This is a genomic window from Planococcus liqunii (assembly GCF_030413595.1).
GTDB classification, from domain to species: domain Bacteria; phylum Bacillota; class Bacilli; order Bacillales_A; family Planococcaceae; genus Planococcus; species Planococcus liqunii.
On the sequence record NZ_CP129238.1, the window covers coordinates 492,578 to 515,367 of the forward strand.

The 22,790-nt window shown below is 47.0% G+C and carries 25 protein-coding genes; 18 read left to right on the forward strand and 7 right to left on the reverse strand.

Annotated elements, in window-relative coordinates; all coding sequences use genetic code 11:
• Positions 1–60: 60 nt before the first annotated feature.
• Genes QWY22_RS02580 through QWY22_RS02590 form a run of 3 tightly spaced genes read left to right on the forward strand, consistent with a single transcriptional unit; the run spans position 61 to position 3,091 of the window.
• Complete coding sequence (locus QWY22_RS02580; protein WP_436836779.1) at positions 61–2,376, forward strand: penicillin acylase family protein; 2,316 nt, start codon at positions 61–63, stop codon at positions 2,374–2,376.
• A 35-nt stretch (positions 2,377–2,411) separates the two neighbouring features.
• Positions 2,412–2,765, forward strand: a complete 354-nt coding sequence (locus QWY22_RS02585; protein ID WP_300982866.1) for a fluoride efflux transporter FluC — start codon at positions 2,412–2,414, stop codon at positions 2,763–2,765.
• Positions 2,762–3,091, forward strand: a complete 330-nt coding sequence (locus QWY22_RS02590) for a fluoride efflux transporter FluC (protein WP_300982873.1) — start codon at positions 2,762–2,764, stop codon at positions 3,089–3,091. The genes QWY22_RS02585 and QWY22_RS02590 overlap by 4 nt, the downstream gene beginning before the upstream one ends.
• Positions 3,092–3,128: 37 nt before the next feature.
• Here QWY22_RS02590 and QWY22_RS02595 read toward each other — a convergent pair whose 3' ends face one another.
• The 3 genes from QWY22_RS02595 to QWY22_RS02605 all read right to left on the reverse strand — a co-directional run bounded on the left by QWY22_RS02595 (position 3,129) and on the right by QWY22_RS02605 (position 6,149).
• The gene (locus tag QWY22_RS02595) at positions 3,129–4,115 is read right to left on the reverse strand and encodes a P1 family peptidase (RefSeq protein WP_300982879.1); all 987 of its coding nucleotides are present in this window, start codon (positions 4,113–4,115) and stop codon (positions 3,129–3,131) included.
• A 128-nt stretch (positions 4,116–4,243) separates the two neighbouring features.
• Positions 4,244–4,663: a universal stress protein gene (locus QWY22_RS02600; protein ID WP_036807518.1), complete on the reverse strand. Its 420-nt coding sequence runs from the start codon at positions 4,661–4,663 to the stop codon at positions 4,244–4,246.
• 13 nt (positions 4,664–4,676) lie between these two features.
• Positions 4,677–6,149 carry a SulP family inorganic anion transporter gene (locus QWY22_RS02605; RefSeq protein ID WP_300982881.1) on the reverse strand — a complete coding sequence of 491 codons (1,473 nt, stop codon included), beginning with the start codon at positions 6,147–6,149 and terminating at the stop codon, positions 4,677–4,679.
• Between the two features lie 349 nt (positions 6,150–6,498).
• On the opposite strand from QWY22_RS02605, the gene QWY22_RS02610 reads away from it, so the two are divergent.
• Genes QWY22_RS02610 through QWY22_RS02620 form a run of 3 tightly spaced genes read left to right on the forward strand, consistent with a single transcriptional unit; the run spans position 6,499 to position 10,059 of the window.
• Positions 6,499–6,870, forward strand: a complete 372-nt coding sequence (locus tag QWY22_RS02610) for an ArsR/SmtB family transcription factor (protein WP_300984312.1) — start codon at positions 6,499–6,501, stop codon at positions 6,868–6,870.
• Positions 6,848–8,917: a heavy metal translocating P-type ATPase gene (locus QWY22_RS02615; RefSeq protein ID WP_300982882.1), complete on the forward strand. Its 2,070-nt coding sequence runs from the start codon at positions 6,848–6,850 to the stop codon at positions 8,915–8,917. Before QWY22_RS02610 ends, QWY22_RS02615 begins: the two co-directional genes overlap by 23 nt.
• 23 nt (positions 8,918–8,940) lie before the next feature.
• Entirely contained in the window at positions 8,941–10,059 is a 1,119-nt protein-coding gene (locus tag QWY22_RS02620; protein ID WP_300982883.1) for a GNAT family N-acetyltransferase, read from the forward strand.
• A gap of 134 nt (positions 10,060–10,193) precedes the next feature.
• On the opposite strand, the gene QWY22_RS02625 is transcribed toward QWY22_RS02620, so the two are convergent.
• Positions 10,194–10,349 (reverse strand): lmo0937 family membrane protein, encoded by a 156-nt coding sequence (locus QWY22_RS02625; RefSeq protein ID WP_115650567.1) that lies wholly within the window; start codon positions 10,347–10,349, stop codon positions 10,194–10,196.
• 162 nt (positions 10,350–10,511) lie between these two features.
• Between QWY22_RS02625 and mntR the strand changes: the two genes are divergently transcribed.
• From mntR to QWY22_RS02655, 6 genes are all read left to right on the forward strand, one after another.
• Positions 10,512–10,934: a transcriptional regulator MntR gene (gene mntR / locus QWY22_RS02630; RefSeq protein WP_036807501.1), complete on the forward strand. Its 423-nt coding sequence runs from the start codon at positions 10,512–10,514 to the stop codon at positions 10,932–10,934.
• Between the two features lie 17 nt (positions 10,935–10,951).
• Complete coding sequence (locus QWY22_RS02635; protein ID WP_300982884.1) at positions 10,952–11,812, forward strand: CvfB family protein; 861 nt, start codon at positions 10,952–10,954, stop codon at positions 11,810–11,812.
• Positions 11,813–11,865: 53 nt separating this feature from the next.
• On the forward strand, positions 11,866–12,753 hold the full coding sequence (locus tag QWY22_RS02640) for a DUF1002 domain-containing protein (protein ID WP_407072351.1): 888 nt from the start codon (positions 11,866–11,868) through the stop codon (positions 12,751–12,753).
• Positions 12,754–12,923: 170 nt separating this feature from the next.
• Positions 12,924–13,892: a ring-cleaving dioxygenase gene (locus QWY22_RS02645; protein WP_300982885.1), complete on the forward strand. Its 969-nt coding sequence runs from the start codon at positions 12,924–12,926 to the stop codon at positions 13,890–13,892.
• 18 nt (positions 13,893–13,910) lie between these two features.
• Positions 13,911–14,192 (forward strand): GNAT family N-acetyltransferase, encoded by a 282-nt coding sequence (locus QWY22_RS02650; protein ID WP_036807491.1) that lies wholly within the window; start codon positions 13,911–13,913, stop codon positions 14,190–14,192.
• A 358-nt stretch (positions 14,193–14,550) separates the two neighbouring features.
• Positions 14,551–15,294 (forward strand): DUF4064 domain-containing protein, encoded by a 744-nt coding sequence (locus QWY22_RS02655; protein WP_300982886.1) that lies wholly within the window; start codon positions 14,551–14,553, stop codon positions 15,292–15,294.
• A 21-nt stretch (positions 15,295–15,315) separates the two neighbouring features.
• Here the strand turns inward: QWY22_RS02655 and QWY22_RS02660 are convergent, their stop codons facing one another.
• Positions 15,316–15,807 (reverse strand): GNAT family N-acetyltransferase, encoded by a 492-nt coding sequence (locus QWY22_RS02660; protein WP_300984314.1) that lies wholly within the window; start codon positions 15,805–15,807, stop codon positions 15,316–15,318.
• A 96-nt stretch (positions 15,808–15,903) separates the two neighbouring features.
• Between QWY22_RS02660 and QWY22_RS02665 the strand changes: the two genes are divergently transcribed.
• Entirely contained in the window at positions 15,904–16,356 is a 453-nt protein-coding gene (locus tag QWY22_RS02665; protein WP_300982887.1) for a GNAT family N-acetyltransferase, read from the forward strand.
• Positions 16,357–16,429: 73 nt separating this feature from the next.
• Positions 16,430–16,795 carry a YbyB family protein gene (locus tag QWY22_RS02670; RefSeq protein ID WP_300982888.1) on the forward strand — a complete coding sequence of 122 codons (366 nt, stop codon included), beginning with the start codon at positions 16,430–16,432 and terminating at the stop codon, positions 16,793–16,795.
• A gap of 38 nt (positions 16,796–16,833) precedes the next feature.
• On the opposite strand, the gene QWY22_RS02675 is transcribed toward QWY22_RS02670, so the two are convergent.
• Positions 16,834–17,955 (reverse strand): MFS transporter, encoded by a 1,122-nt coding sequence (locus tag QWY22_RS02675; RefSeq protein WP_300982889.1) that lies wholly within the window; start codon positions 17,953–17,955, stop codon positions 16,834–16,836.
• A gap of 101 nt (positions 17,956–18,056) precedes the next feature.
• Between QWY22_RS02675 and QWY22_RS02680 the strand changes: the two genes are divergently transcribed.
• The 4 genes from QWY22_RS02680 to QWY22_RS02695 all read left to right on the forward strand — a co-directional run bounded on the left by QWY22_RS02680 (position 18,057) and on the right by QWY22_RS02695 (position 21,325).
• Positions 18,057–18,962 carry a diacylglycerol/lipid kinase family protein gene (locus QWY22_RS02680; RefSeq protein ID WP_300982890.1) on the forward strand — a complete coding sequence of 302 codons (906 nt, stop codon included), beginning with the start codon at positions 18,057–18,059 and terminating at the stop codon, positions 18,960–18,962.
• A gap of 328 nt (positions 18,963–19,290) precedes the next feature.
• Positions 19,291–20,076: a helix-turn-helix domain-containing protein gene (locus QWY22_RS02685; protein ID WP_224075630.1), complete on the forward strand. Its 786-nt coding sequence runs from the start codon at positions 19,291–19,293 to the stop codon at positions 20,074–20,076.
• A gap of 169 nt (positions 20,077–20,245) precedes the next feature.
• Positions 20,246–21,028 (forward strand): membrane protein insertase YidC, encoded by a 783-nt coding sequence (yidC, locus tag QWY22_RS02690; protein WP_036807466.1) that lies wholly within the window; start codon positions 20,246–20,248, stop codon positions 21,026–21,028.
• A 42-nt stretch (positions 21,029–21,070) separates the two neighbouring features.
• Positions 21,071–21,325, forward strand: a complete 255-nt coding sequence (locus QWY22_RS02695; RefSeq protein ID WP_300984315.1) for a hypothetical protein — start codon at positions 21,071–21,073, stop codon at positions 21,323–21,325.
• Between the two features lie 247 nt (positions 21,326–21,572).
• Here QWY22_RS02695 and QWY22_RS02700 read toward each other — a convergent pair whose 3' ends face one another.
• Positions 21,573–22,724 carry a 3-phenylpropionate MFS transporter gene (locus QWY22_RS02700; RefSeq protein WP_300982891.1) on the reverse strand — a complete coding sequence of 384 codons (1,152 nt, stop codon included), beginning with the start codon at positions 22,722–22,724 and terminating at the stop codon, positions 21,573–21,575.
• Positions 22,725–22,790: the final 66 nt, after the last annotated feature.

The following is a 22,790-nucleotide window of genomic DNA, read 5'->3' on the forward strand; positions in this document are numbered from 1 at the left end:
GGAACAAAGGTGGGGGAAAAGCCGAAGAACAGAAAGTGGCTGAAGTGGTTATTGGGGACGATGGGTGTATTGCTCTTGCTGGCAGTTGCGGCGCTAGTTTTTGTAAACGTTTACATAGGAAATTCCAGTCCGGTCATTGAAGGCGAAAGTACTATGGCTATACTGGATGGAGACGTAAAAGTCACGCGCGATGAAATCGGTGTGCCGCATATCGAAGCGGATTCTGACGCAGACCTGTACCGGGCACAAGGGTATGTTCAAGCCCAGGACCGGATGTTTCAGATGGATTTGTCACGCCGGCAGGCAAGCGGCCGCTTAGCGGAAGTGGTGGGAGCGGGAGCTGTCGATACAGACAAATTCTTCCGGACATTCAGCTTGCGCGATGCGGCTGAAAAATCATGGGACGGCTATAACGACGAAGCCAAGAAAGTGCTTGAATGGTACGCAGATGGCGTCAATGCTTATATGGAAGAAGCAAAAAAGGATGGAACGTTGAGCTATGAGTTTGCGCTGCTCGGGTATGAGCCGGAAGAATGGACACCGGTCGATTCCTTGACGATTGGGAAATTCATGGCATATGACCTCGGCGGCAACTGGTCGACGCTTGCGATCCGCCACTGGGCGCTCAATGAGTTCCCGGAAGAAAAGGCGCGCGAACTGTTTATTAAATATCCGGAGAATGCGCCGTCCATCATCGAAGCGAATTTGGAGCAGCCGGTGAAAGTCGCGGGACAATTTGATGCGTCGGTCATTCCGCCTGAATTCAACGGCAGCAACAACTGGGTAGTGGCAGGAGATAAAACCGAAAGCGGAAAACCGCTGCTCGCGGACGATCCGCATCTCGGGCTCAGCACCCCGTCCATCTGGTATCAGATGCATTTGGAATCGCCTGAGCAAAATGTCAGCGGCGTCATCTTTGCCGGCATTCCGGGCATTATTCTCGGGCATAACGAACAAATTGCCTGGGGCGTGACGAATGTCGGGCCGGATGTGCAGGATCTCTACATTGAAACGCCGAATCCGGATGATCCGACGCAGTTCCGTTATGAAGGCAAATGGGAGCAGGCGGAAGTGCGGGATGAACCCATCCGAGTAAAAGACGGAAAAACCGAAGACTTTGAGGTAGTCGTCACTCGCCACGGCCCGATCATTTCCAATGTGCTGTACAAAGAAGAAGACCCGGGAGCCCTGTTCTCAATGCAGTGGACCGCGCTTGAGCCGACGCTTGAATTGCAAGCCGTGCTAAGTTTCAATAAAGCGTCCAATTGGGAAGAGTTTGAAACGGCATTGGAAGATTTCCAGGCGCCTGCCCAGAACTTTGTATTCGCTTCAACGGACGGCACGATTGCCTATAAAGCGAATGGCCGCATACCATTGCGCAAATCCGGTGATGGCCAGCTGCCGGTGCCGGGCGATTCAGCCAATTATGGCTGGGAAGGATATGTGCCATTTGATGAATTGCCGAAGGCAGTGAATCCGGAAAGCGGGTTTATTGCAACGGCGAACAACGAAGTGGTCGACGATTCCTATCCTTACCACATCACGGATTTCTGGGCGCAGCCATACCGCTATGAACGGATTGCCGAAGTGCTTGAAGCCACGGATGATTTAACGCCGGAGGACATGATGGCGCTTCAGATGGACCAGAAGAATTTATACGCGGCTGAATTTCTGGATGGCATGATGGCAGCGGTTGAAGGGGAAACGGATGAATACAATGACTTGTTCAACATGATGAAGAAATGGGACCAAGTGGACAGCAAGGATCAGGCAGCGCCGCTTGTGTTTCATAAATGGATGAAGCAATTGCCGAAAACGATGCTGGCGAAAGATTTCCCTGAAGACGTCTACGAATTGCTGCCCGGCAAAAACCACATCACCGACCAGATGATGCGGGAGGCGTTCAGCGGCCAGGAAGGAGCTTGGGTCGCGGAGTATGGCGGCACAGGCAAATGGTTGACCGATGCGCTCAAAACAAGCCTCGGGGAAATAGAAGAAGAATTCGGCAAGGATGTTAACGAGTGGAAATGGGGGGACGACCATCAATTGACGTTCCCGCACCCAATAACGGGCGCCTCTCCGGTGCTGGGACAATTTTTGAATCCGGAACCGGTGCCGATTGGCGGTTCGAACATCACGGTTCAGGCAGCTGCTTTTGATGGAGAAGGCAATGTCGACCACGGAGCTTCCTGGCGGTTTGTGGCAGATCTCAGCGATTTGTCGAGCGCCTACCATATTGTCGGGCCGGGGCTCAGCGGCCATCTAAAATCGGATTATTTCCATAACCAAGTGGATGATTGGGCAAATGGAGATTACCACGAAACGGAAATCGAGGAAGAGGTGGAAGGAAGCACATTAATTTTAACGGCTGATTGAGTTACACTGGGAGAAAACGATATGGGGCGGTTTTCATGAAACGACTTTTAGCGGTCGGCTTCGGTGGAATGGTGGGCTCCTTGCTCCGAGCGGGTGTATATGCAATCGTACCCTCATCCATGGGTTTATGGACGGTCAATGTTTTCGGCAGTTTGCTGATTGGCTGGATTGCAGCCCGTTTTTCGTACAAATCAGCTGAATTCCGGCTGTTTTTATCCACCGGCCTAATCGGTTCGTTTACAACCTTCTCGGCTTTTTCCGCTGACTGGTTTCGCTTGCTGGAAACGTCCTTTTGGCAAGGGACAGTATTTGCTGTTTCCATGACGGCGGCTTCCATAATGGCCGCTGCATCCGGATTAGCGATTGGCAGAAGGCGGGGTGTCCAATGATTGCGGTGGCTGTAGGCGGATTTTTCGGCGCCATGGCGCGCTACGGATTTTACTGGCTGGCAGAAAGCCGGGCGAAGCACCCGAAAATCGCCACCTGGTTCGTCAATAGCGCCGGGTCGTTCGCAATGGGGGCGCTAATCGGCTCCGAAAACTATTCGGCTTTCTGGGTAACGGGATTTCTCGGAGCATTCACTACATTTTCCACGATGGCATTGGATGCCGTAAAAGATTTTGAAGATGGCAAATGGCTTCAGGGAATCAGCTATTTGGTGTTCACCTTGCTGACTGGACTTCTGTTGTTCGGTGCGGCATACAGTTTGCTATAGGAAAAGGAGTTGGCCCCAAACGGGTGCCAACTCCTTTTTAATTAAATATACCTTTTTCGACCACTCGCCCCAACCGCCCCGTGGTTGTTTCTGCGTGGAACAGCGACTGGTAAATCGCTTCTTCCGTCGCTTCCACGCTTGCCTGGAACAGTTCATTCATCAGCGGATGGTCATCCCTTAGGATTCTGGATGCTTCAAATGCCTCATTGGCTTGGTGCGGAGTGCGGCGGGCATTGGAGAAGGCGATGATAATGTCGCCGCTGCCGTTGCTGATGGAGGTGCCGGTGCGCCCAAGGCCGATAGCTGCTCGTTTAGCCAGGCGCTTCAACTGCCGGCTGTCGAGCGGCGCATCGGTGGCAACGACGATAATGACCGAACCATCCGGCTTATCGGGAGCCGGTTTATCAGCCAGCCAGTTGGTCAGAATGATGTCTTCTTTGCGGCCGAAATTGGTCAACGCCAGGACGCCGACTGTAAAATGGTCTTCTCCAGATCGGGCAACGCGGGACGACGAACCGATGCCGCCTTTAACGCCGTAGCAGATCATGCCTTTTCCGGCCCCGACTGCACCTTGCGCAAAGTCTGTGTGCGCACTGCCAATGGCTTCCTCCGCATGAAGAGGTGTGACGGCCATGCGGCGCATTGAATTCAAATAGCTGTCATTGCATTCGCCGACGACTAAATTAAGGGAGCTGGTGGAGTCGCCGATTGCCGGATTTTCCCGCAGCATCCAGTTCATCGTCCCTTGCAGCACAGCGGCTACACTGAATGTGTTTGTCAGCATGATCGGCGATTCCAAAAGGCCAAGCTCATCGATTTGGACGAGGCCGACGGTTTTGCCGAAGCCGTTTAAGACAAAACTTGCCGCCGGCACTTTTTCTTCAAACCAGTTGCCTGCATGCGGCAAGATGGCGGTGACGCCGGTGCGGACGGCTTCTGTTTCCGATGGGTCTTCTTCCAGTGTGACATGGCCGACAGCCACGCCTTTTACATCCGCAATCGAATTCAATTTCCCTTGTTCCATTAATATCACCATTTTCTTTTTATTTGAGTATATCCAAAAGAGCAACTCCCTTAGAATTGCTTTTGGGAATTGCTCTTTTTTATAGCCCGGACTCCAGCACCCAGCGTCTCAAGCCGCTTTCGCTTTTCTTATTTCACAATGATAACAGGTGCCTGAACGCGTTTAGCCACCTTATGGCTGACGCTGCCGAGCACCATTTCCTGCAGCGAGTTCAAACCGCGGCTGCCAATAAAAACAATGTCGTAGCCGGCTTCGTTGGCGTGCTTCACGATCGTTGGCCCCGGTATCCCGTGCAAGGTTTTGGTTTCAAAAGCCACTCCGGCGGAACGGAAAATTTCTTCAAGCGGCACTAAATGCTTGCGGCGTTCCAAATGGACTTCTTCGCTGCTTTGCCCGTGAAGGACTTCCGTTCGGCCTTTTTCGTAATCAATGACGTACAGCAGCGTCACGACAGCATCCGGGTTTGCCTTGGCCATTTTTACAGCTTCCTGTGCTGCGCGTTTTGAGTGGTCGGATCCGTCCGCTGCAACTAGAATCTTTTGATACATTCTAGGTTCCCCCTTAATGTTGGCTTGAATTTCCGCCGTTGCTTCCATATGTGGCAAGTGTATTGACGAGTTTTCGGCTCGATGCGTTGAGGCCGGTAATTTCGACGGTGTGCGCTTTTGCCTGCAGCCGGCCCATTACGCGGTCGATGGCGCCGACGCCTGACTCATCCCAAACGTTGGCATCCGAGAAATCAAGGACAATGTGGTCCGCCGGTTCGACGCGGTCGAAAGCAGAAACAAAATCCTGTGTGGACGCAAAGAATAATTGGCCATGTATGGTATAAATATTCGACGCGCCCGCATCCATTCCTTTTTTGCGGACTTCCACTTTGGAAATTTTAGCGGCAAACAGGACAGCGCTTAAAATCACGCCGGCAAATACGCCTTTTGATAAATCATGGGTATAGACGACGACAACGACGGTCAAAAGCATAACGATGGCATCGGATTTCGGAGCGGCCACCAAATACTTGAACGAACCCCAATCGAATGTGCCGATGCAGACCATCACCATGATGCCGGCGAGAACAGGCATCGGAATCTGGACGACCCATTCGCCGAGGACGATGATCAAAAACATCAGCACCGCACCCGCCACAAAAGTCGACAAACGTCCGCGTCCGCCGGAACGGACATTGATGCCGGACTGGCCGATCATCGCACAGCCCGCCATGCCGCCGAAAAATCCGGTAACAAAATTGGCGATGCCTTGGCCGCGGGCTTCCTGATTTTTATCGGAATCCGTTTGAGTGGCGTCGTCGAGAATGGAAGCCGTCAACAGCGACTCCAGCAGGCCGATGATCGACAAGGCGAGAGCCGTTGGGAAAATGATTTGCAAAGTCTCGAAATTGAACGGCACATCCGGGATGAAAAAGCTGGGCAAGGTTTGGGAAATCGTGCCGAGGCTCCCGACATTCTGCATGTCGATGCCGGTATACATGACCACGCCGGATAACACCAAAATGGCAATCAGCGGCGCCGGAATGGCCGTAAAGAACCGTGGGAGAATGTAAACAATGGCAAGCGTCACCCCAACAAATACATAGGTCATGGCGTTTACGCCGAAAATGAACGGGACCTGCGCTATGAAAATCAGGATGGCCAGCGAATTGACAAAGCCGATCATGACCGCATTTGGAATGAATTTCATAAAACGGGCGATTTTCAAGACGCCGAAAAGGACTTGCAAAACGCCCGTCAAGATTGTAGCTGCCAGAAGGTAATCAAGCCCGTGATCACGGACAAGCGTCACCATGGCAAGTGCCATAGCGCCGGTTGCCGCTGAAATCATGGCAGGACGCCCTCCGACAAAAGCAATAATGACTGCGATAGAAAACGAAGCGTATAAGCCGACCATCGGATCGACTCCTGCGATGATGGAAAACGCAATCGCTTCCGGTATTAGTGCCAGTGCTACGACAATGCCGGAAAGAATGTCTCCGCGGATATTGCCGAACCACTGCTCTTTATATGATAAGGTATTCAAAAAATTCCACTTCCTTTTGTTTTTTTAGTGTCAGACTTCCGCTTTTCTTCTTGTCCAGCTCCGGCGGCCAGCCCCTCGAGGTCGCTTCGGTCTTTCGGGAAATGGCAGAGAGCACCATTTCCTCAAGCCCTCCAGCGCTTGTCGGGGCTACATGGCCGCCTGCGCTTTTCTTTTGACTTCCCACTCTCAGAGAAGTCCCATGGTGTTAACAATAGCTAAAACTTTAGCATTTAATAACAACGGTGTAAATACGATGAACATTCAAATCTGCGTTTGACTATAATTAACTGAACATTTATACTGAAGGTAACAATCAAATATACGTTTGAATGAAAGTGGGAATGATTTGATGAGAGAACTTTGCGAAGTAACAAAAGTGCATCCGGATGTGGTGGAAAACGTCCAACACCATATGGCGGATTTAACGGGAGTGGCAAGTTTGTTTAAAGCGCTTGCGGACGAAACCCGTTTGAATATCGCATATGCGTTGACGATTGAAGAAGAAATGTGTGTATGCGACATTGCAGCGGTCATTGGTTCTTCCACAGCGACGGCTTCCCATCATCTGCGTTATTTGAAAGAGCGGGGGCTCGCCAAATCGGTGCGCAAGGGCAAGCAAGTTTATTATTCGTTGTCTGACAGCCATGTTTATCAGCTGGTGACCATTGCCCATGAACATGCGAAAGAAGGTGAACGGGATGCAAAAGACATACCGTCTTGAAAATTTATCGTGTACGAGCTGTGCGGCCAAATTCGAAAAGAATGTACGGGAACTGCCGGACATCAACCATGTAAATTTGAATTTTGGCGCATCCAAACTGACGGTCGATGGCAATGTCTCCATTGAAGAATTGGAAAAAGCGGGGGCATTCGACCACATTCGGGTATTTCCCGAAAAGGAAAAGGTCGAACACGTGCCGTTTTATAAGCGGCGCCAATCGATTGAAACGATGATTTCGCTTCTCTTGCTGATTGCAGGGGTCATTGTGTCTTTTCAGACCGCAGAAAATGATCCGTTGGCGATTGCCTTGTTCGGCGGTTCAATTTTGGTCGGCGGCTACGGAATGTTTTGGACAGGGCTGCAAAATTTATCAAAACTTCAATTTGATATGAAAACCTTGATGACCATCGCGATTATAGGCGCAGTCATTATTGGGGAGTGGCGGGAAGGCGCTGTCGTCGTGTTCTTGTTTGCGGTCAGTGAAGCGCTGGAATCTTTTTCGATGAACAAAGCGCGCCAGTCGATCCGCGGCTTGATGGATTTGGCGCCGGCGCGCGCGCTGATTCAGCGCCAAGGGGAATTGATGGAGCTCGATACGGAAGAAATCCGCATTGGGGATATCCTGATCGTAAAACCGGGGCAGAAAATCGCCATGGACGGGACGGTTTTAAGAGGGGCAAGTTCTGTTAACCAGGCGGCGATTACCGGAGAGTCGATTCCGGCCTCAAAAGAAGCGGGCGATGAAGTATTTGCCGGAACGCTCAACGAAGAAGGGGCACTTGAAGTCACCGTTACAAAACGGGTGGAAGATACCACCATTGCCAAAATTATTCACCTTGTTGAAGAAGCCCAGGCCGAGAAAGCACCATCGCAAAAATTTGTTGACCGGTTCGCGAAATATTACACCCCGGCCATCATTGCTATAGCCTTCCTGGTAGCCTTGGTGCCCGGTTTTGTAACCGGCAACTGGGAACTATGGGTTTACCAAGGCCTTGCAGTGCTTGTGGTAGGCTGTCCGTGTGCATTGGTCGTATCGACACCGGTGGCCATTGTTACCGCAATCGGCAATGCGGCGCGCCAAGGCGTTTTGATTAAAGGCGGCATCCACTTGGAAGAAACGGGACGCATCAACGCCATCGCTTTTGATAAAACCGGGACACTGACAAAAGGCTATCCGGAAGTGACGGACGTCTATGCAGAATCCGGCTACACAAAAGAAGAAGCGCTGAAAATCGCAGCTTCAGTCGAAGCGATGTCGCAGCATCCCTTAGCCCGTGCCATTACACTTAAAGCGGAGTCAGTTTACCCTTATGCCAATTTCAGTTCGGTAACTGGCAAAGGGGCTCATGCTGTCATCAATGGCCTGCGCATCTATGTAGGGAGCCTGAGCTGGGCCGAAGAATTTGGTTTTTCGGTTCCGGAAGCCTACCGGAAGTTGCAGGAAAGCGGCAAATCGGTCATGGCCGTCTTTTCAGAAATGGAATTGATCGGAGCGGTTGCGGTGGCGGACGCCATTCGGACAGAAAGCCCGGAAATCATTCACAAGCTGAAAGCGATGGGCATCGAAGAAACCGTCATGCTGACGGGAGACCACCCGGTGACGGCGCGCGCCATTGCTTCGCAAATCGGCGTGAAAGATGTGCGGGCCGGGCTCATGCCGGAAGACAAATTGTCTGCCATTAAAGACCTTCAAAAAGAGTATGGCCGTGTGGCGATGGTTGGAGACGGCGTCAACGATGCACCGGCGCTTGCAGCTTCCTCAATCGGCATTGCCATGGGCGGTGCAGGAACCGATGCAGCGCTTGAAACGGCGGACATCGCCTTGATGGCTGATGATTTGGAAAAACTTCCTTATACAATTCGACTCAGCCGAAAAACTTTGCGTATAATAAAAGAAAACATTGTTTTCGCGTTAGGTTTAAAAATTATCGCGTTGCTTTTGATTATTCCAGGCTGGTTGACGCTGTGGATTGCCATATTCGCAGACATGGGCGCTACGCTGTTGGTCATCATGAATGCCTTGCGGCTTGTGAAAATACAAAAGTAAGCAATAGCTTGGGGGATATGGGATTGAAGTTGACAGAGTGGACGATGGAAGAACAGGAACAGCTCATTGAATTTATGACAAACAATTCCTGGCCATTCCATGGCCAGGAGCATCCGGTCCGTGCTTTGATTGAAAAGACGATTGAAGAAGGCGGCTATAAATCGGATCAAGTCCGAACGTTTTGGATTGAAAATGATGAAGGCGAACAAGTAGGAGTCGTGAAGATTTTTGATCTGCAGGATGACATTCCGCTTTTCGATTTACGGATTGCCGATCCGTACCGAGGCAAAGGATACGGGCCGAAAGCATTGAAAATGATTGCGGATTTCGTCTTTTCGCTGCCGGAAAAGAAAATTCGGCTGGAAGGCAATACGCGCCACGACAATTTCGCGATGCGCAAAGCATTTGAACGTACAGGTTTTGTCAAAGAAGCCCACATACGCCAGACGTGGTTTTCGCCAAGAGAAAACCGCTATTACGATGCGGTGACTTATGGCATGACACGGGAAGACTGGGAAGCAGGTGTAATTACGCCTGTCCATTGGGACGATGAATTCCTGAATGAGAAAAAGTCGAATTTCAACCCGGTGCTTTTTGATTTTCCGGATGAATTCGACTCCAAACGCTTGTTAATCCGTTCTCCAAGAAGGGAAGATGCCGGCCACATTTACGAAGCGATCCTGCGTTCAATGGAGTCGCTGCGCCCGTGGATGCCATTTGCCCAGAAAAAACCGGTGCTTGCGGAAATTGAATCTAATTTGGTGGAGTCGGAAGCGGATTTTAAGCTGCGCAAAGATTTAAGACTGCATTTCTTTTCAAAAGAAACAGGAGAGTTCATCGGATCTTCCGGTTTGCACCGCATCGACTGGGAAGTCCGGAAGTTTGAAATCGGATACTGGGTAGACCATCGTTTTGAAGGGAAAGGGTTCGTGACGGAAGCCGTAGAACGCATCGCACGCTTTGCTTTTGAAGAACTGGGGGCGAACCGTGTGGAAATTCGGTGCGATCCGGAAAATGTGCGGAGCCGTGCAGTTGCCGAACGCCTGAACTTTGAACTGGAAGGCATTTTGCGCAACGATTCGATTTCACGAATTGACAACAAACTGCGCGACACTTGTGTCTATGCAAAAATAAAACAATAAAGAGAAACTAACAAGCAGTGGGATTATTACATCCCCACTGCTTGTTAGTTGATCCAATTGGGCTTTTACTGCCCGTTGAAGCGGAATAAAAAGGCCGGGGACAAGGTGTCCCCGGCTTATTTATTGGTAGTTGGCTATACGCCTTTTCTTCCAGAAATTAAGTTAATAACTAAGATGATAGCCGCGATAATCAAAAGGATGTGAATCAATCCGCCAGCGACGTCCATTAAAAATCCAACTAACCAAATAACAATAATGACTGCTAAAATAATCCAAAGTATACGTCCCATGTTCCTCACCTATCCTTTCCGTCCAGATAGTAATAACTACCCCTAAATAATTTCCGCCAAACATCCAGAATATTGGAACTGTCTGAAGGGGCCTGGAGGCAAGTTGTTTCAGAGGTTGGGGTATAGTAAACTTAAAAGAGTTACGTTAGGGAGGAACCGACTTTGCCTACTCCAAGTATGGAAGACCATATTGAAATCATTTATTCATTAATTGAACAAAAAGGATATGCACGTGTGTCAGATATTGCGGAAGCTTTATCCGTGCTGCCTTCTTCAGTTACGAAGATGGTGCAAAAGCTGGATAAAGACGGGTATCTGATTTATGAGCGCTACCGCGGGCTTGTCCTGACACCTCGAGGGCAGAAGCTGGGGAAACGTTTGTTGAAACGGCATGATTTACTGGAGCAATTTCTTCGATTGATCGGCGTTGATGAAGACCTCATCTACAAAGACGTGGAAGGCATCGAGCACCACTTAAGCTGGAATTCCATTAACCGCATCGCGGATTTGGTTCAGATGCTGGAAGAAAACCCGGATTTACTAATGAAACTGGAAAAATTAAAGAACGAACAAAAAGAGAGTTAATTGAAGGAGGCTGCATGATGGCATTGCACCCAGGAGTAAAAACAACATTACGCATTTTAGACCGGTCAAGTTCACAATGGGTTTTATCGGACGGTTCAGGCGACGAAGTATTGATGAACGCATCTGAATTGGAAGAAGGACAAGAAGTCGGTGAAGTTATAGAAGTCTTTTTATACCGCAACCGCCAAGGCGGAATATCGGCAACTCCGATGATTCCGCATATTTTGCCGAGCATCTACGGCTGGGCGAAAGTGCTGAAAGTATCGTCGCGGGAAGGCTTGGTTGTCGATATCGGCACCACCCGAGAAGTATATGTCCTTCCAGCGGATCTTCCGCAATTTGAAGAATTGTGGCCAAATCAGGGCGACCATATTTTCATGACGCTGCGCACAGACCGCTACGGTGATTTATACGGGCGTTTGGCAACCGAAGAAAAAGTACAGGAGCTCAGCATTCCTGCTCCGGAAGAAGTGTTCAACAAAGACTTGAAAGCACGGGCTTACCGATTGCTGCCGGTCGGCTCGTTTATGCTGTCAGTTCCGGAAATGTACCGGATTTTCGTACACGAAACAGAACGTACAGAAGAACCGCGCCTTGGGGAAGAAAAAACGGTCCGCATTATCGGCGTGAAAGAAGACCGCACATTAAATGGGTCTTTGTTGCCGCGGAAACAGGAGCGCTTATCAGACGACGCCGAAATGATTTTGAGCTATTTGAATGAATCAGGCGGCCAAATGCCGTTTACGGACAAATCCACACCGGACGAAATCCAGGAAATCTTCGGCATGAGCAAAGCGGCATTTAAGCGTGCGCTTGGCCGGTTGTACAAAGAACGGCGCATCGTCCAAGAAGAAGGCTGGACAAAACTGATCGGTTAATGCAACCTTTTCAAATTAAAAGCGTATTAATTTGAGGAAGGGAGCAAGAAACTATGAAAAAATTGATTACAGGAATTACTTTAACTTTCGCATTGGCATTTATGCTGCCGCAGGCCGGTTCAGCGAATGTAGGGATAAATGAGAAATTCGGTTTGCCAATCGTGGTATACGGCGGCAACTTATCCGATGCTGAAAAAGAAAGCGTCGCGAAAGAGCTGGACGTAGCCGGAGAAGCTGAAGTCGAAGAAATCGAAGTGACGGGCCAGGACCTGATCACTTATATTAAAGACGGCGATTCAAGAGCCCGCATGTATTCTTCAGCAAAAATTACCCGCAAAGATGCAGGGGCAGGGCTGGTCATTGAAATTGTGACGCCTGACAATATTACGCAAGTAACAAACGAAATGTACGCCAATGCCATGCTGACAGCGGGAATCGAAGACGCAACAGTGGAAGTGGCAGCACCGAAACCGGTAACGGGCCATTCGGCGCTGGTCGGCATTTACAAAGCTTATGAAGTGAACGGAGAGCAGCTGGATCCTGAGCGCACGGATGTAGCCAACGATGAATTGTCCGTTGCGACTGAAATTGCGGACAGCGGTGTAGAAGATGCGAAAGTAAGCGAACTGTTAACGGAAATCAAAAAACAGATCGCTGAACAAGATCCGGCAACAAAAGAAGAAGTCCAAAAAATTGTGGAAGAACAATTGACCAAACTGCAAATTGAATTGAGCCCGGAAGACCGTCAATTATTGATCGACTTGATGGACCGCATCCGCAAGCTTGATATTGATTTTTCAAAATGGTCGACACAGCTTGAAGACTTGAGCAAAACAATCGAAGACAAAATCGGCACAGTCGTTAACGACGAAGGTTTTTGGCAAAGCGTTAAAAACTTTTTCAACAAACTGATCGACGGAATCCGCGGCTTAGTGAGCTGATGACAAAAAACAGGTGAACCCAGGAATGTGGGTTTACCTGTTTTTTTATGCCAATACAAAAGAGGAGGGCCTCTTATTCTTTCAGTTTCAGTTTCTTGCGCTCCCAAAAAGAACATGCTATGATAAAGTTAATATCTCGAATTCAAGATAATTTAAAGGGAGGCACTCACATGAAACTAGAAGGCATTCACCACGTATCGGCGATTACCGCCAACGCAGATAAAAACCATGATTTTTTCACCCGGATTTTAGGCATGCGCCTTGTAAAGAAAAGTGTCAACCAGGACTCCACTTCGTCCTATCATTTGTTTTATGCAGATGCAATCGGCACACCGGGGACAGATATGACGTATTTTGATATTCCGATGGCTGGCCGGACATACCCGGGAGTTTCCAGCATCAGCAATACCGCATTTCGAATACTAAGCAAAGAAGCCATACCGTATTGGATCGAGCGCTTTGAAGAATTTGGCGTTCCGCATGGCGAGCCTGAGGAAATCTTTGGTCGTTTGGCTTTAACTTTTCAGGACTTTGAGGGCTCTCGGCTGATGCTTGTAGTAGACGACGGCTCAGGCATTGAGCCTGGCATTCCCTGGACAAAAGCGGGCGTGCCGGAAGAGTTTGCAATTGTTGGGCTCGGGCATGTGAGGCTGACTGTACGCAAAAATGACAAGACCGCCAGAGTGTTGACAGACATAATGGGATTTGAACAAATTGGTTCCTATCCATCAAAAATTGAAGGCATGGCAGATATTTTGGTGTTTTCAACAGGAAAAGGCGGCCCTGCTGGCGAAGTACATTTAGAGGAGCGCACAGACCTGCCGCCGGAACGTCCAGGAAGAGGTAGCGTCCACCACGTCGCTTTCCGCGTTAAAACTTACGAAGAGTACAGTAAATGGAACGAATACTTGCGTTCGAACGGCTTTATGACGTCCGGGGAAGTGGACCGTTACTACTTTAAAGCTATCTATTTCCGCGAACCGAATGGCATTTTGTTCGAACTGTCTACTGATAAGCCGGGCTTTGCAACAGATGAACCAATGGACAGCCTAGGCGAAAAATTGGCTTTGCCGCCTTTTTTAGAACCGAAACGCGAGCAAATTGAGGCATCGCTGCGGCCGCTTTCCATTAACAAGTAATGAGGAGGAGGAACGGATATGAATTTTGATTTAATTGAACTTGGGCAGGATGAGTTTGCTTACCGTCTGGAAGAAGGCGGAACCTTAAAAGCGGAAATTACATGGACGCAAATGGCGAACGTGATGATTATTGAACACACTTTTGTGGATGAATCGATGAGAAATCAGGGGATTGCCAAGAAATTATTAGATAAAGCTGCTGATTACGCACGGGAAAACCAATACAAAATGGAGCCTGTCTGTTCTTACGCAGTTGTGGCTTTCGATCGTTACAAAGAATACGACGACGTAAAAGTATAAAAATAAAAGCAACCAAAAAAGCAATCCTCTATTTTCTGATAGTGGATTGCTTTTCTATGTCGAGAGTATGTAACTGTTCATTTTTTTCCTCCGCATCATAGGGCTGTCATAAAGAACACAATTGCTGTTAAAATTGAAGCTCCGCCAACGCCATACATAAAGTCTGCTTGGTTAAAGATTAACTTATTTTCCATTTTGTAGAACCCCTTTCAAATGTTTGATATTAATAAATTACCCGTTGCTCATAGTATTAAACAGGTTTTGTTGACCTTTTTAAGGGAATTGAATAGATGAAAACAAAATCTCCTTTGCAAACGAGGCATCTCAATAGGAGAAATTTATGAAAGAGGTGATTTGGATGGACAATCAACGCGATGTAAGCAGAGGCGCGGAAAAGGCGCTGGGCATTATTGGAATTGTTTTTAACCTTTTAACGATTGCACTACTTATCTTTTCCATTTTGAGCTTTGGCAGTGTACAAAATAGTGCGGAATTCCGCCAATACTTGGAAGACGAGATGATGAATGATCCAACCATGTCTTCCAGCCCGGAACAAGTCCAGATGATTGTTGACGGAGTAATGGCAAGTTTTGGAGTGGTAGGATGGATTATTGTTGCGTTGCTGGCAATTAGTACACTCTTTGCGCTGCTGGCAGTTGCCCGCCTTGGAAGAAACCGCAATCCGAAGTTGGCCGGCATTTTCTTTATTATCGCCGGACTGTTTGCAGGGATTTTGTCTCTGACTTCAATTTTGTTCTATATTGCCGCCATCATGTGCTTTGTCCGCAAACCGCGCAACAACGACAGAGACATCCGTGATGATAACAGAGGGCTTCGGGACGATGACAGAAACAGCGCAACTCGCCACGAAAACGAGCGGCTGCGTGATGACAACCAGGCTCTTCACCGTGAAGAACAGCGCCTTCGTGAAAAAGAAAACGAGCTGCGCGAAAAAGAAGAACAGCTTCAAAGAGAGCGCCAAGTACGCCAGACAGAAGAACAGCTTTCAAAAGAAGACCTGGTCCAGCGCGAAGATTTAAAACGCCGTGCAGACGAACGCCTGCGTAAAGACAGCGATGACACACCGCGCAGACCTTTATAGGAATCAAAAAACACCTGCTTTTTACAAAGCAGGTGTTTTTAAGTCGTATACATATTTGGCGGTCCGCAAAGGATGTCCTTCAAATAATTCTTCAAATTCCTCAACAAACTCAAAGCCGTTCGCCTCATAAAAATTCCGGCCTTTTGTATTTTCGCTTTCTACATAGACGAATAACTGTGACCCTTCTATTAGATAGGAAAGGCCGCTGTTCAACAGCTGCTTGCCATATCCGCTGCGCTGGTATTGAGGTTTCAAATAAATGGCGATCAATTCCGCATCGCCGTCCTCATCCAGTTTAGTGAAGTTGGCAAAACCGATCGGTTCATTTTCGTGCATGGCCAAAAGCACAATGGTCCTATTTATTCGCATTTCCATCATGGAAGTTGAGTAGGATTTATCTAAAAAACTTTTTTGGACGGGGGAGGGGATAATGCCTTCGTACGTGTCATGCCAGCTGACATAAGCTATTTCCTGGACAGATGCTATATCTTCAATCGTGCCTGCGCGAATCAATGTGATCACCTCTAAAATTCTTTACGTAATGATAACAAAAAATCACCCGAATAGCCAATGATGTGGAATAATGAAAGAAAAAGGAGGAGATATGCTTTGAACTGGGAGACCTATCATTTTGATGAGCTGACAGCGAGTAAGTTGTATGATTTTTTAAAGTTGCGTGTGGATGTGTTTGTAGTGGAACAAAACTGCCCGTATCCGGAACTGGATGGATTGGACCAGGGATCCGTCCACTTAGCGTACACCGAAAACGGCCAGACATTGGCGTATGCGAGACTTGTTCCGGCAGGGATTAAATATGAACTGCCTTCAATTGGCCGGGTGATTGTCCATCCTTCCGCCAGAAGCCGCGGTTTAGCGAAGGAATTAATCACAAAAGCGATGGATTACATTGTAGCAGAGTGGCAGGCGAATGAAATTCAACTTCAAGGACAAGTATATCTCCAAAATTTCTATGAATCATTTGGCTTTCTGCCAATTTCCGATGCCTATGATGAAGATGGCATTCCACATGTCGACATGAAATTCACAAAAAATAAAATGTAAGGCCATGATGTGTATATTTTATAGGAAAGCGGGTATATACAAAAAAGGTAGAAAATACAAAGGAGTGAATGGGATGGCAAGAGGCAGAGGATTACTGATTGCAGGATTGGCAGCTGGAGCTTACTCGTATTTCAAGAAACCGGAAAATCGTGAAAAAGCGACCGTCGCTTTTAACAATGCGAAAACGAAGGTGAATTCATTTATGGAATCGCAAAACCTGGACAAACTCAATAAATCAGAGGCAGTATTGAACACAACCGATTCACGTGAAGATGAAAAAGTAACCGAGGCGACAAAGCCTGGTGTCCAGTACTACAACGAAAATGCACAAGACAAAGACTCAAATACCAAACTATCATCAAACGATACAAGCTGGGAGAAAGCGGAGAACACCGATTCGCTTGCACCAGAACAACGGATCAATACAGATAATCTATAAAAAAAGGATGGTTTTCGAACCATCCTTTTTGCTGCCCATTATTTTTCTTTTGCCAGCAAAATCAGCGCCGCGGCAATGAGCAATAATCCTCCACTCACCATAAACCCTTCATTTGGATTTAACTTGAGGGCGCCTGTAAAACTGGATCCCCCTACTACTCCCAATGAAAAAAATGCATAAAAGTAACCGTAGGCTTTTCCACGGAAATGGCTTTGGGTTGAATCGATCAACAGCGAGTTGATGGAAGGAAATAAAAAGGCAAATCCGATTCCGTAGAGGCACATAGTGGCATACATCCAAGGTACAGCAGAAACGGTGCTCAATAGAAACAGGGAAGCTCCCATTACGGAAAATCCGAAAATGAGCGTTCGAATCGGAGCGATGTTATCGAAAATCCGATTTATGGGCAGCAGAAATACCAGAATCGCTGAAATGCCAAATGTACTCAGCAGCAAGCCGCTCATTTCAGAAGGGTAGTTCAATCCTTCCACTTTTAAAGGCAGCATGTACGCCAGCACGCCTTGGGAAAACATCAGGAAAAAAGCTCCTGAAAAAGCAATGAGCAAACCGCGGTTCCATATAACAGGAGACCTGGCTTCTGCAGCAGCTGTTTGGGCAGAGACCTTTTGTTTTTTTAGAAGGAAAAAAGCGACGATTCCCAATGCCAATAGAAGCATTCCCGTCAAAGCCATCATTTCCGGTGTGCTCGTACGGCTTGCATAAATGGCGCCGAATGCAGGGCCGATAATGGCAGCAAGCCCGACGAATGCGCCGGATACCGCTGCGCTTTTGCCGCGCTTTTTCTTATTGGCCGAGTTGGCCATATAGGTAAAAGCGGCGGGGACTGTCAAACCTGCTGCCAGTCCATGGAAAAATCGAACTGCTAGAAGGCTATACGGGCCCTCTGCCCACGCATAGGTAAACAGCAAAATGCCGCTGGCTACGAGACCGGCCACCAAAATAGCATAGGGCCCTTTTTTATCAGAAAAAATGCCGGATAAGATATTCCCGATGATATTCGATAAAGAGTACATTCCTACTGCCAGGCCCGCCAAGAAAGGCGTCGCGCCGAGTGAAACCGCAAATGGGCTCATAATCGGCAATTGGGCAAAGAGGTCAAAGAAAGTGAAGAAAATGATGATCAATATAAAAAAACGCACAAAAGGCCCCCACTTTCAAAAATAAAATCTTCATGGATTAGTATCCCCCTAAAGAAGGGTAAAAGGAAGTATGACCACATTATAGCACCGGAGGTACCTACATGAAAAAAGCCATGTTCATCTTAAACCCGTCTTCAGGAAAAGAGAAAGCTTCCGATTATCGGGAACAAGTCATCTTTACGCTGGAATCCATGGGATATACCGTCGATACAAGAGCCACAGAAAAGCAAGGGGATGCCACCCACTTTGCACGGGAAGCAGCGGAACAGCAGTATGACTTTGTGGTAGCCATGGGAGGGGATGGCACGATCAATGAAGCGGTGTCCGGACTCGCTGAGCAGCCGCATCAGCCGCTCTTTTCCCTCATCCCTCTTGGAACGGTGAACGACTTTGCACGGGCGCTTGGCATTTCGCTGGATCCGCCTGAAGCAATCGAAGCGTTAAAAAAAGGGACAGAGAAATGGGTGGATATCGCCAAAGTCGGCAAGCAGTACTTTATGAACATTTTGGCGCTTGGCCAAATTGCAGAGTCCACTTATGAAGTATCTCCGGAACAGAAAACAAGGCTCGGGGCTTTGGCATATTTTATTGAGGGAGTTAAAGCTATTACATCAGATGCCGAAGAATATTTCACCGTGGAACATGACCACGGATATTGGGAAGGCGATGCCAAGCTGGTATTGGTAGCGTTGACCAATTCAGTGGGCGGTTTTGAAAAACTGGCTCCTGAAGCATTGACCGATGATGGACTATTGCATGTCTACATTGTAAAAAATGCGGCTTTGCCTGCTTTTGTCCGAATTGCAGGGGCGATGTTGATCGGGAAGCTGGAAAAAGACCCGGCAGTGGAAGTAATCCACACGACAAAGGTTTCAATCGGGACAAATGAACCAATGTTCTGTAATATTGATGGGGACGAAGGCTGTGCTACTCCATTCGTGATTGAAGTACTGCCCCGCCATATCCGTGCCTTAGTTCCACCGGACAAAAAAGAGTTAGAAGTTTAAAGAAACACAAGCGCCGCTTAGCTTTCACTGTTTACTATAAAATGAAAAATGTAAAATGGCCGGCCATTTTCAGATGGCCGGTTTTAAATTTGTTTTATAAAAAATGGCAATTACATAGTTTTTGTGAAACCTTTTTAACAGTAATACGTTATATATAGTATAGTTTTAGGGAATTTACTTCCTTTTTATAAGGACTTAGGTAAAAAATTCTTACTGTTTATGACAAAAAAATTTAAAATATATGGTAAAAACTATGTTATTCTAATCAATTTCAGTATATAGTAAAACTAACGGCTGCAAAATCTGTACAAAGAAAGACGGGGAAAACATGAATATTATCGCAGTGCCTACGATTCAAGAAACCATTTCCAAGATTTTCATGAATGAAAGCGAGACGTTGAGCCAATTCGAAGGGGTAGAAAAGTTTTACGAAATCGAAACTCAATTGATTTATGAAATCAATCACTTGGAAAAAGAACGTGCAAAACAGACACTGAGAGTCTTGATTGATTTGATTGCTGTTCGTTCTGGAAAAGAAACCATCCGGCAAGTACGCAACTACTATATTGTATTGTCATCAGTGATGGCGCGTAAATTATTTGAAATGCGGGTTCCACCAAAGAAAGCGTTCGCTTTTAATGTAGCTTGTGTAGAATTAGTGGAAAAACACATGAACGATTCAGAGTTTCTCTACGTAGCAGATGAACTGATCGAGTTCTTTACATCGATTATTTCGGAGCGCAAACAGCCTTCTTTTGGCCACCAAACGGTCAACAAAGTTGTGATGTTTATTAATGATGAGGTGGAACGCGACCTATCAGTGGAAGATATCGCAAAACATTTCAATATTTCCACAAGCCATTTGTCCCGCATCTTCAGAGAACATGCCGGTATAACGCTTGTAGAATATTTGAATGTTCGGCGAGTGGAAGAATCCCAGTACTACCTGCGCCATTCGGACAAAGGGATTTCAGATATTTCCAAGCAATTTCATTTTTGCAACCAAAGTTATTTCACACGGATTTTCAAGAAATATACGACTGTCACACCGAAACAATTCCGGGACAGCCAGCATATTCCGTACTTCCGCTATAATTTGCCGAACGCGAAATAAGGAGAAGCAATTCTCCTTTTTTTCTTGCCCTTTGGCAGGCGGGGGTCAAGTTGCAGCCGTATTTTTGTCACAACTGGCAAGAAAATAGATGCTTCTGGAGTGTCTGATTGAATTTTATGCGTCTTATAGGTATACTTCTTTATAGTTGAAAAAGGTGAAGGTGACTAAAGTGAAAAAGAAAATGATATTGCTGTCCTTGCTGACAGTTGCAGTTCTTGTATTGAGCGGCTGTTCGTCAGTAGAGAACCAAGAAGGGTTTTTCTATAGTATTTTTGTAAGACCATTTGCCAGCTCATTGATTTATTTAGGGGACTTATTTGGAGGAAGCTATGGTTTAGCGATTGTAGCGATTACAGTAGTGATCCGTCTTATCTTGATGCCGTTTATGCTGCGCACGTACAAGCGCCAACAAGGCATGAAAGTGAAAATGGATAAATTGCGCCCGGAAATGGAAGATATTCAAAAACGTTTAAAAGAAACAAAAGACAAAGAAGAGCAGATGAAAATCCAGCAGGAAATGATGGGGCTTTACAAAAAGCATGACGTGAACCCGTTGAACATGGGCTGTTTGCCAGTTGTCATCCAAATGCCGATTATCATGGGACTGTACTTTGCCATTCTGTATGCACCAGATTATGTAAAAGACCATGAATTCCTATGGTTTACTCTTGGTTCACCGGATATCCTGATGACACTTATTGCCGGAGCGGTTTATTTCTTCCAGGCACGTGTATCATTATGGACAATGCCTGAACAGCAGCAGAAACAAATGAAGCTGTTCATCTACATTTCACCGATCATGATTATGTTTGTATCGTTCAGTTCGATGGCAGCTTTGCCTGTTTACTGGGCAGTCGGCGGTATCTTATTGATCATCCAAACATTCATTGGCCGGAAATTCTACTCGAACCACCCGGAAGTGGCTTTGGAATCTGTAGAAGAGAAAAAATAACAAAGAATGGCCGGCAAATCTGCCGGCTTTCTTTTTTTGGAGATGAATTTATTGAACAACAAACTGATCCAAGGATTGGCGATTGCAGCACTTAGTGTAGCGTCACTTGTTTTTCTGATCATGGGGAATCTTGAGGTCGCCGTCTTGTTTATGACTTTGCTTTTTGTGTGCACCAATAGTTTCCGTTACCGTCAGATGAAGGAACGGGGAATGGACCGGGAAGCAAAATGGATGCTCGGAATGGCCATTATCTTTGCGGTATTATTTGTAGTGGTACTGGCAATGGTTCTTATATAAAGCGCGAAAAAACAGCACAGGCCTAAGGCTTGTGCTGTTTTTTATTAGTTTAATGCTGTTTTCACACAGCGGATGTTTGTTTGGTATATTTGAATTTTTCTTTTTGGCGCTCTTCCAGCAAAACATCCAATTGGCGCATGAGAATTAGGATGTCTTTTTCTGAGATTTGTTTCAAATTGCCCAGCTCCTTGTATTGGTATATACATAGATATTCGTACATTTTTCAGGACTTTTGGGGGTCGGAATATTAATAATGAAACTTTTTTCGGGTCGCTAACACGACGATGATAGCCGGCAACGAAAAGCTGATCATGCCAAGGAACGAAAGGCCGGGGGAAACTTCATATAGGAAGCCGCCGGGAATCGTCAAAAGAGCAACACTTAGGCTCATAGCAAATGCGGCATACATGCCTTGGGCTGCTGGCATCTGGCTAGGTGCAAGTTTTTGTGAAATGTATTGAATAAAGGCAAAGTGAGCTACGCCGAACGACAAAGCATGAAGCGCCTGCGATAAGATGAATACCCAAACGGATGGGAAGAGAAAAACCAGAATCCAGCGCAAAGTAGAACCGGCACCGGCCAGCAAAAACATCGAGGATACCGTCCAGTTCCTGAAAACATGATCCGCTTTTGCAAAAAAGAGAATTTCAAACAAGATGGCGATATTCAAGATGAATCCGATATAAAAGCTGCTGACGCCTGTATCCTGAAGATACAGAAATCCAAAATTGTAATAAGCAGCATGCGCCCCTTGGAGCAGCGTTGCCACCAATAGCAGCGTCATAAAGGATTTGGATTTGAGCAATTGTCTGGCAGCATATTTGCTGTCGAGGCTTTTTGGTTTTGGTTTGATTTGTAATTGGGGAGGGGATGTCGCAGATAAGGTGATGGCCATAAAAATGAGCCCAGCCAGCATTACCCATAAGATGGCCCCTTCCTGCCAAAGTGCCGTAGCGCCTCCCACAATCAATAGCGCAATTGTGTATCCGAGCGAACCATACGAACGGCTTTTGCCGTAATGGATCCGTTCCGTCTGCATCAATACGGTAGCCCCGCTTTCCATTCCCGGAAGAATGTTCGGGTAAACCATATTAAAAAAGAATGTAATGGCAAAGAGCAGTACATAGGAATTTGCCGGTATGTATAGAGCCATAATGATTACAGAAGCGATAGCCAGCAGCTGCATAAGTTTTCCAAGCGATAGGATACGAGTCAGCAAAGGAAAAAATAAAAAAGTGGAAAGGGCCCGGGCAACCATACCAGCGCCTAGAATGATGCTTGCAGCTGAAACACTCAATCCTTTTTCGTTGGTGAGCCAGCCAGTCCAGTACGGCAGGAATACGCCCCAAGTGAAAAAGAAAGCAAAAAAGTTAAGTGAAAGCCATTTTTGATTGTTCATAATCGATAACCTCATATTCCATTAAACTTCTAATTTCAGTATATCGAATGTCCAATGGTTAGGGGA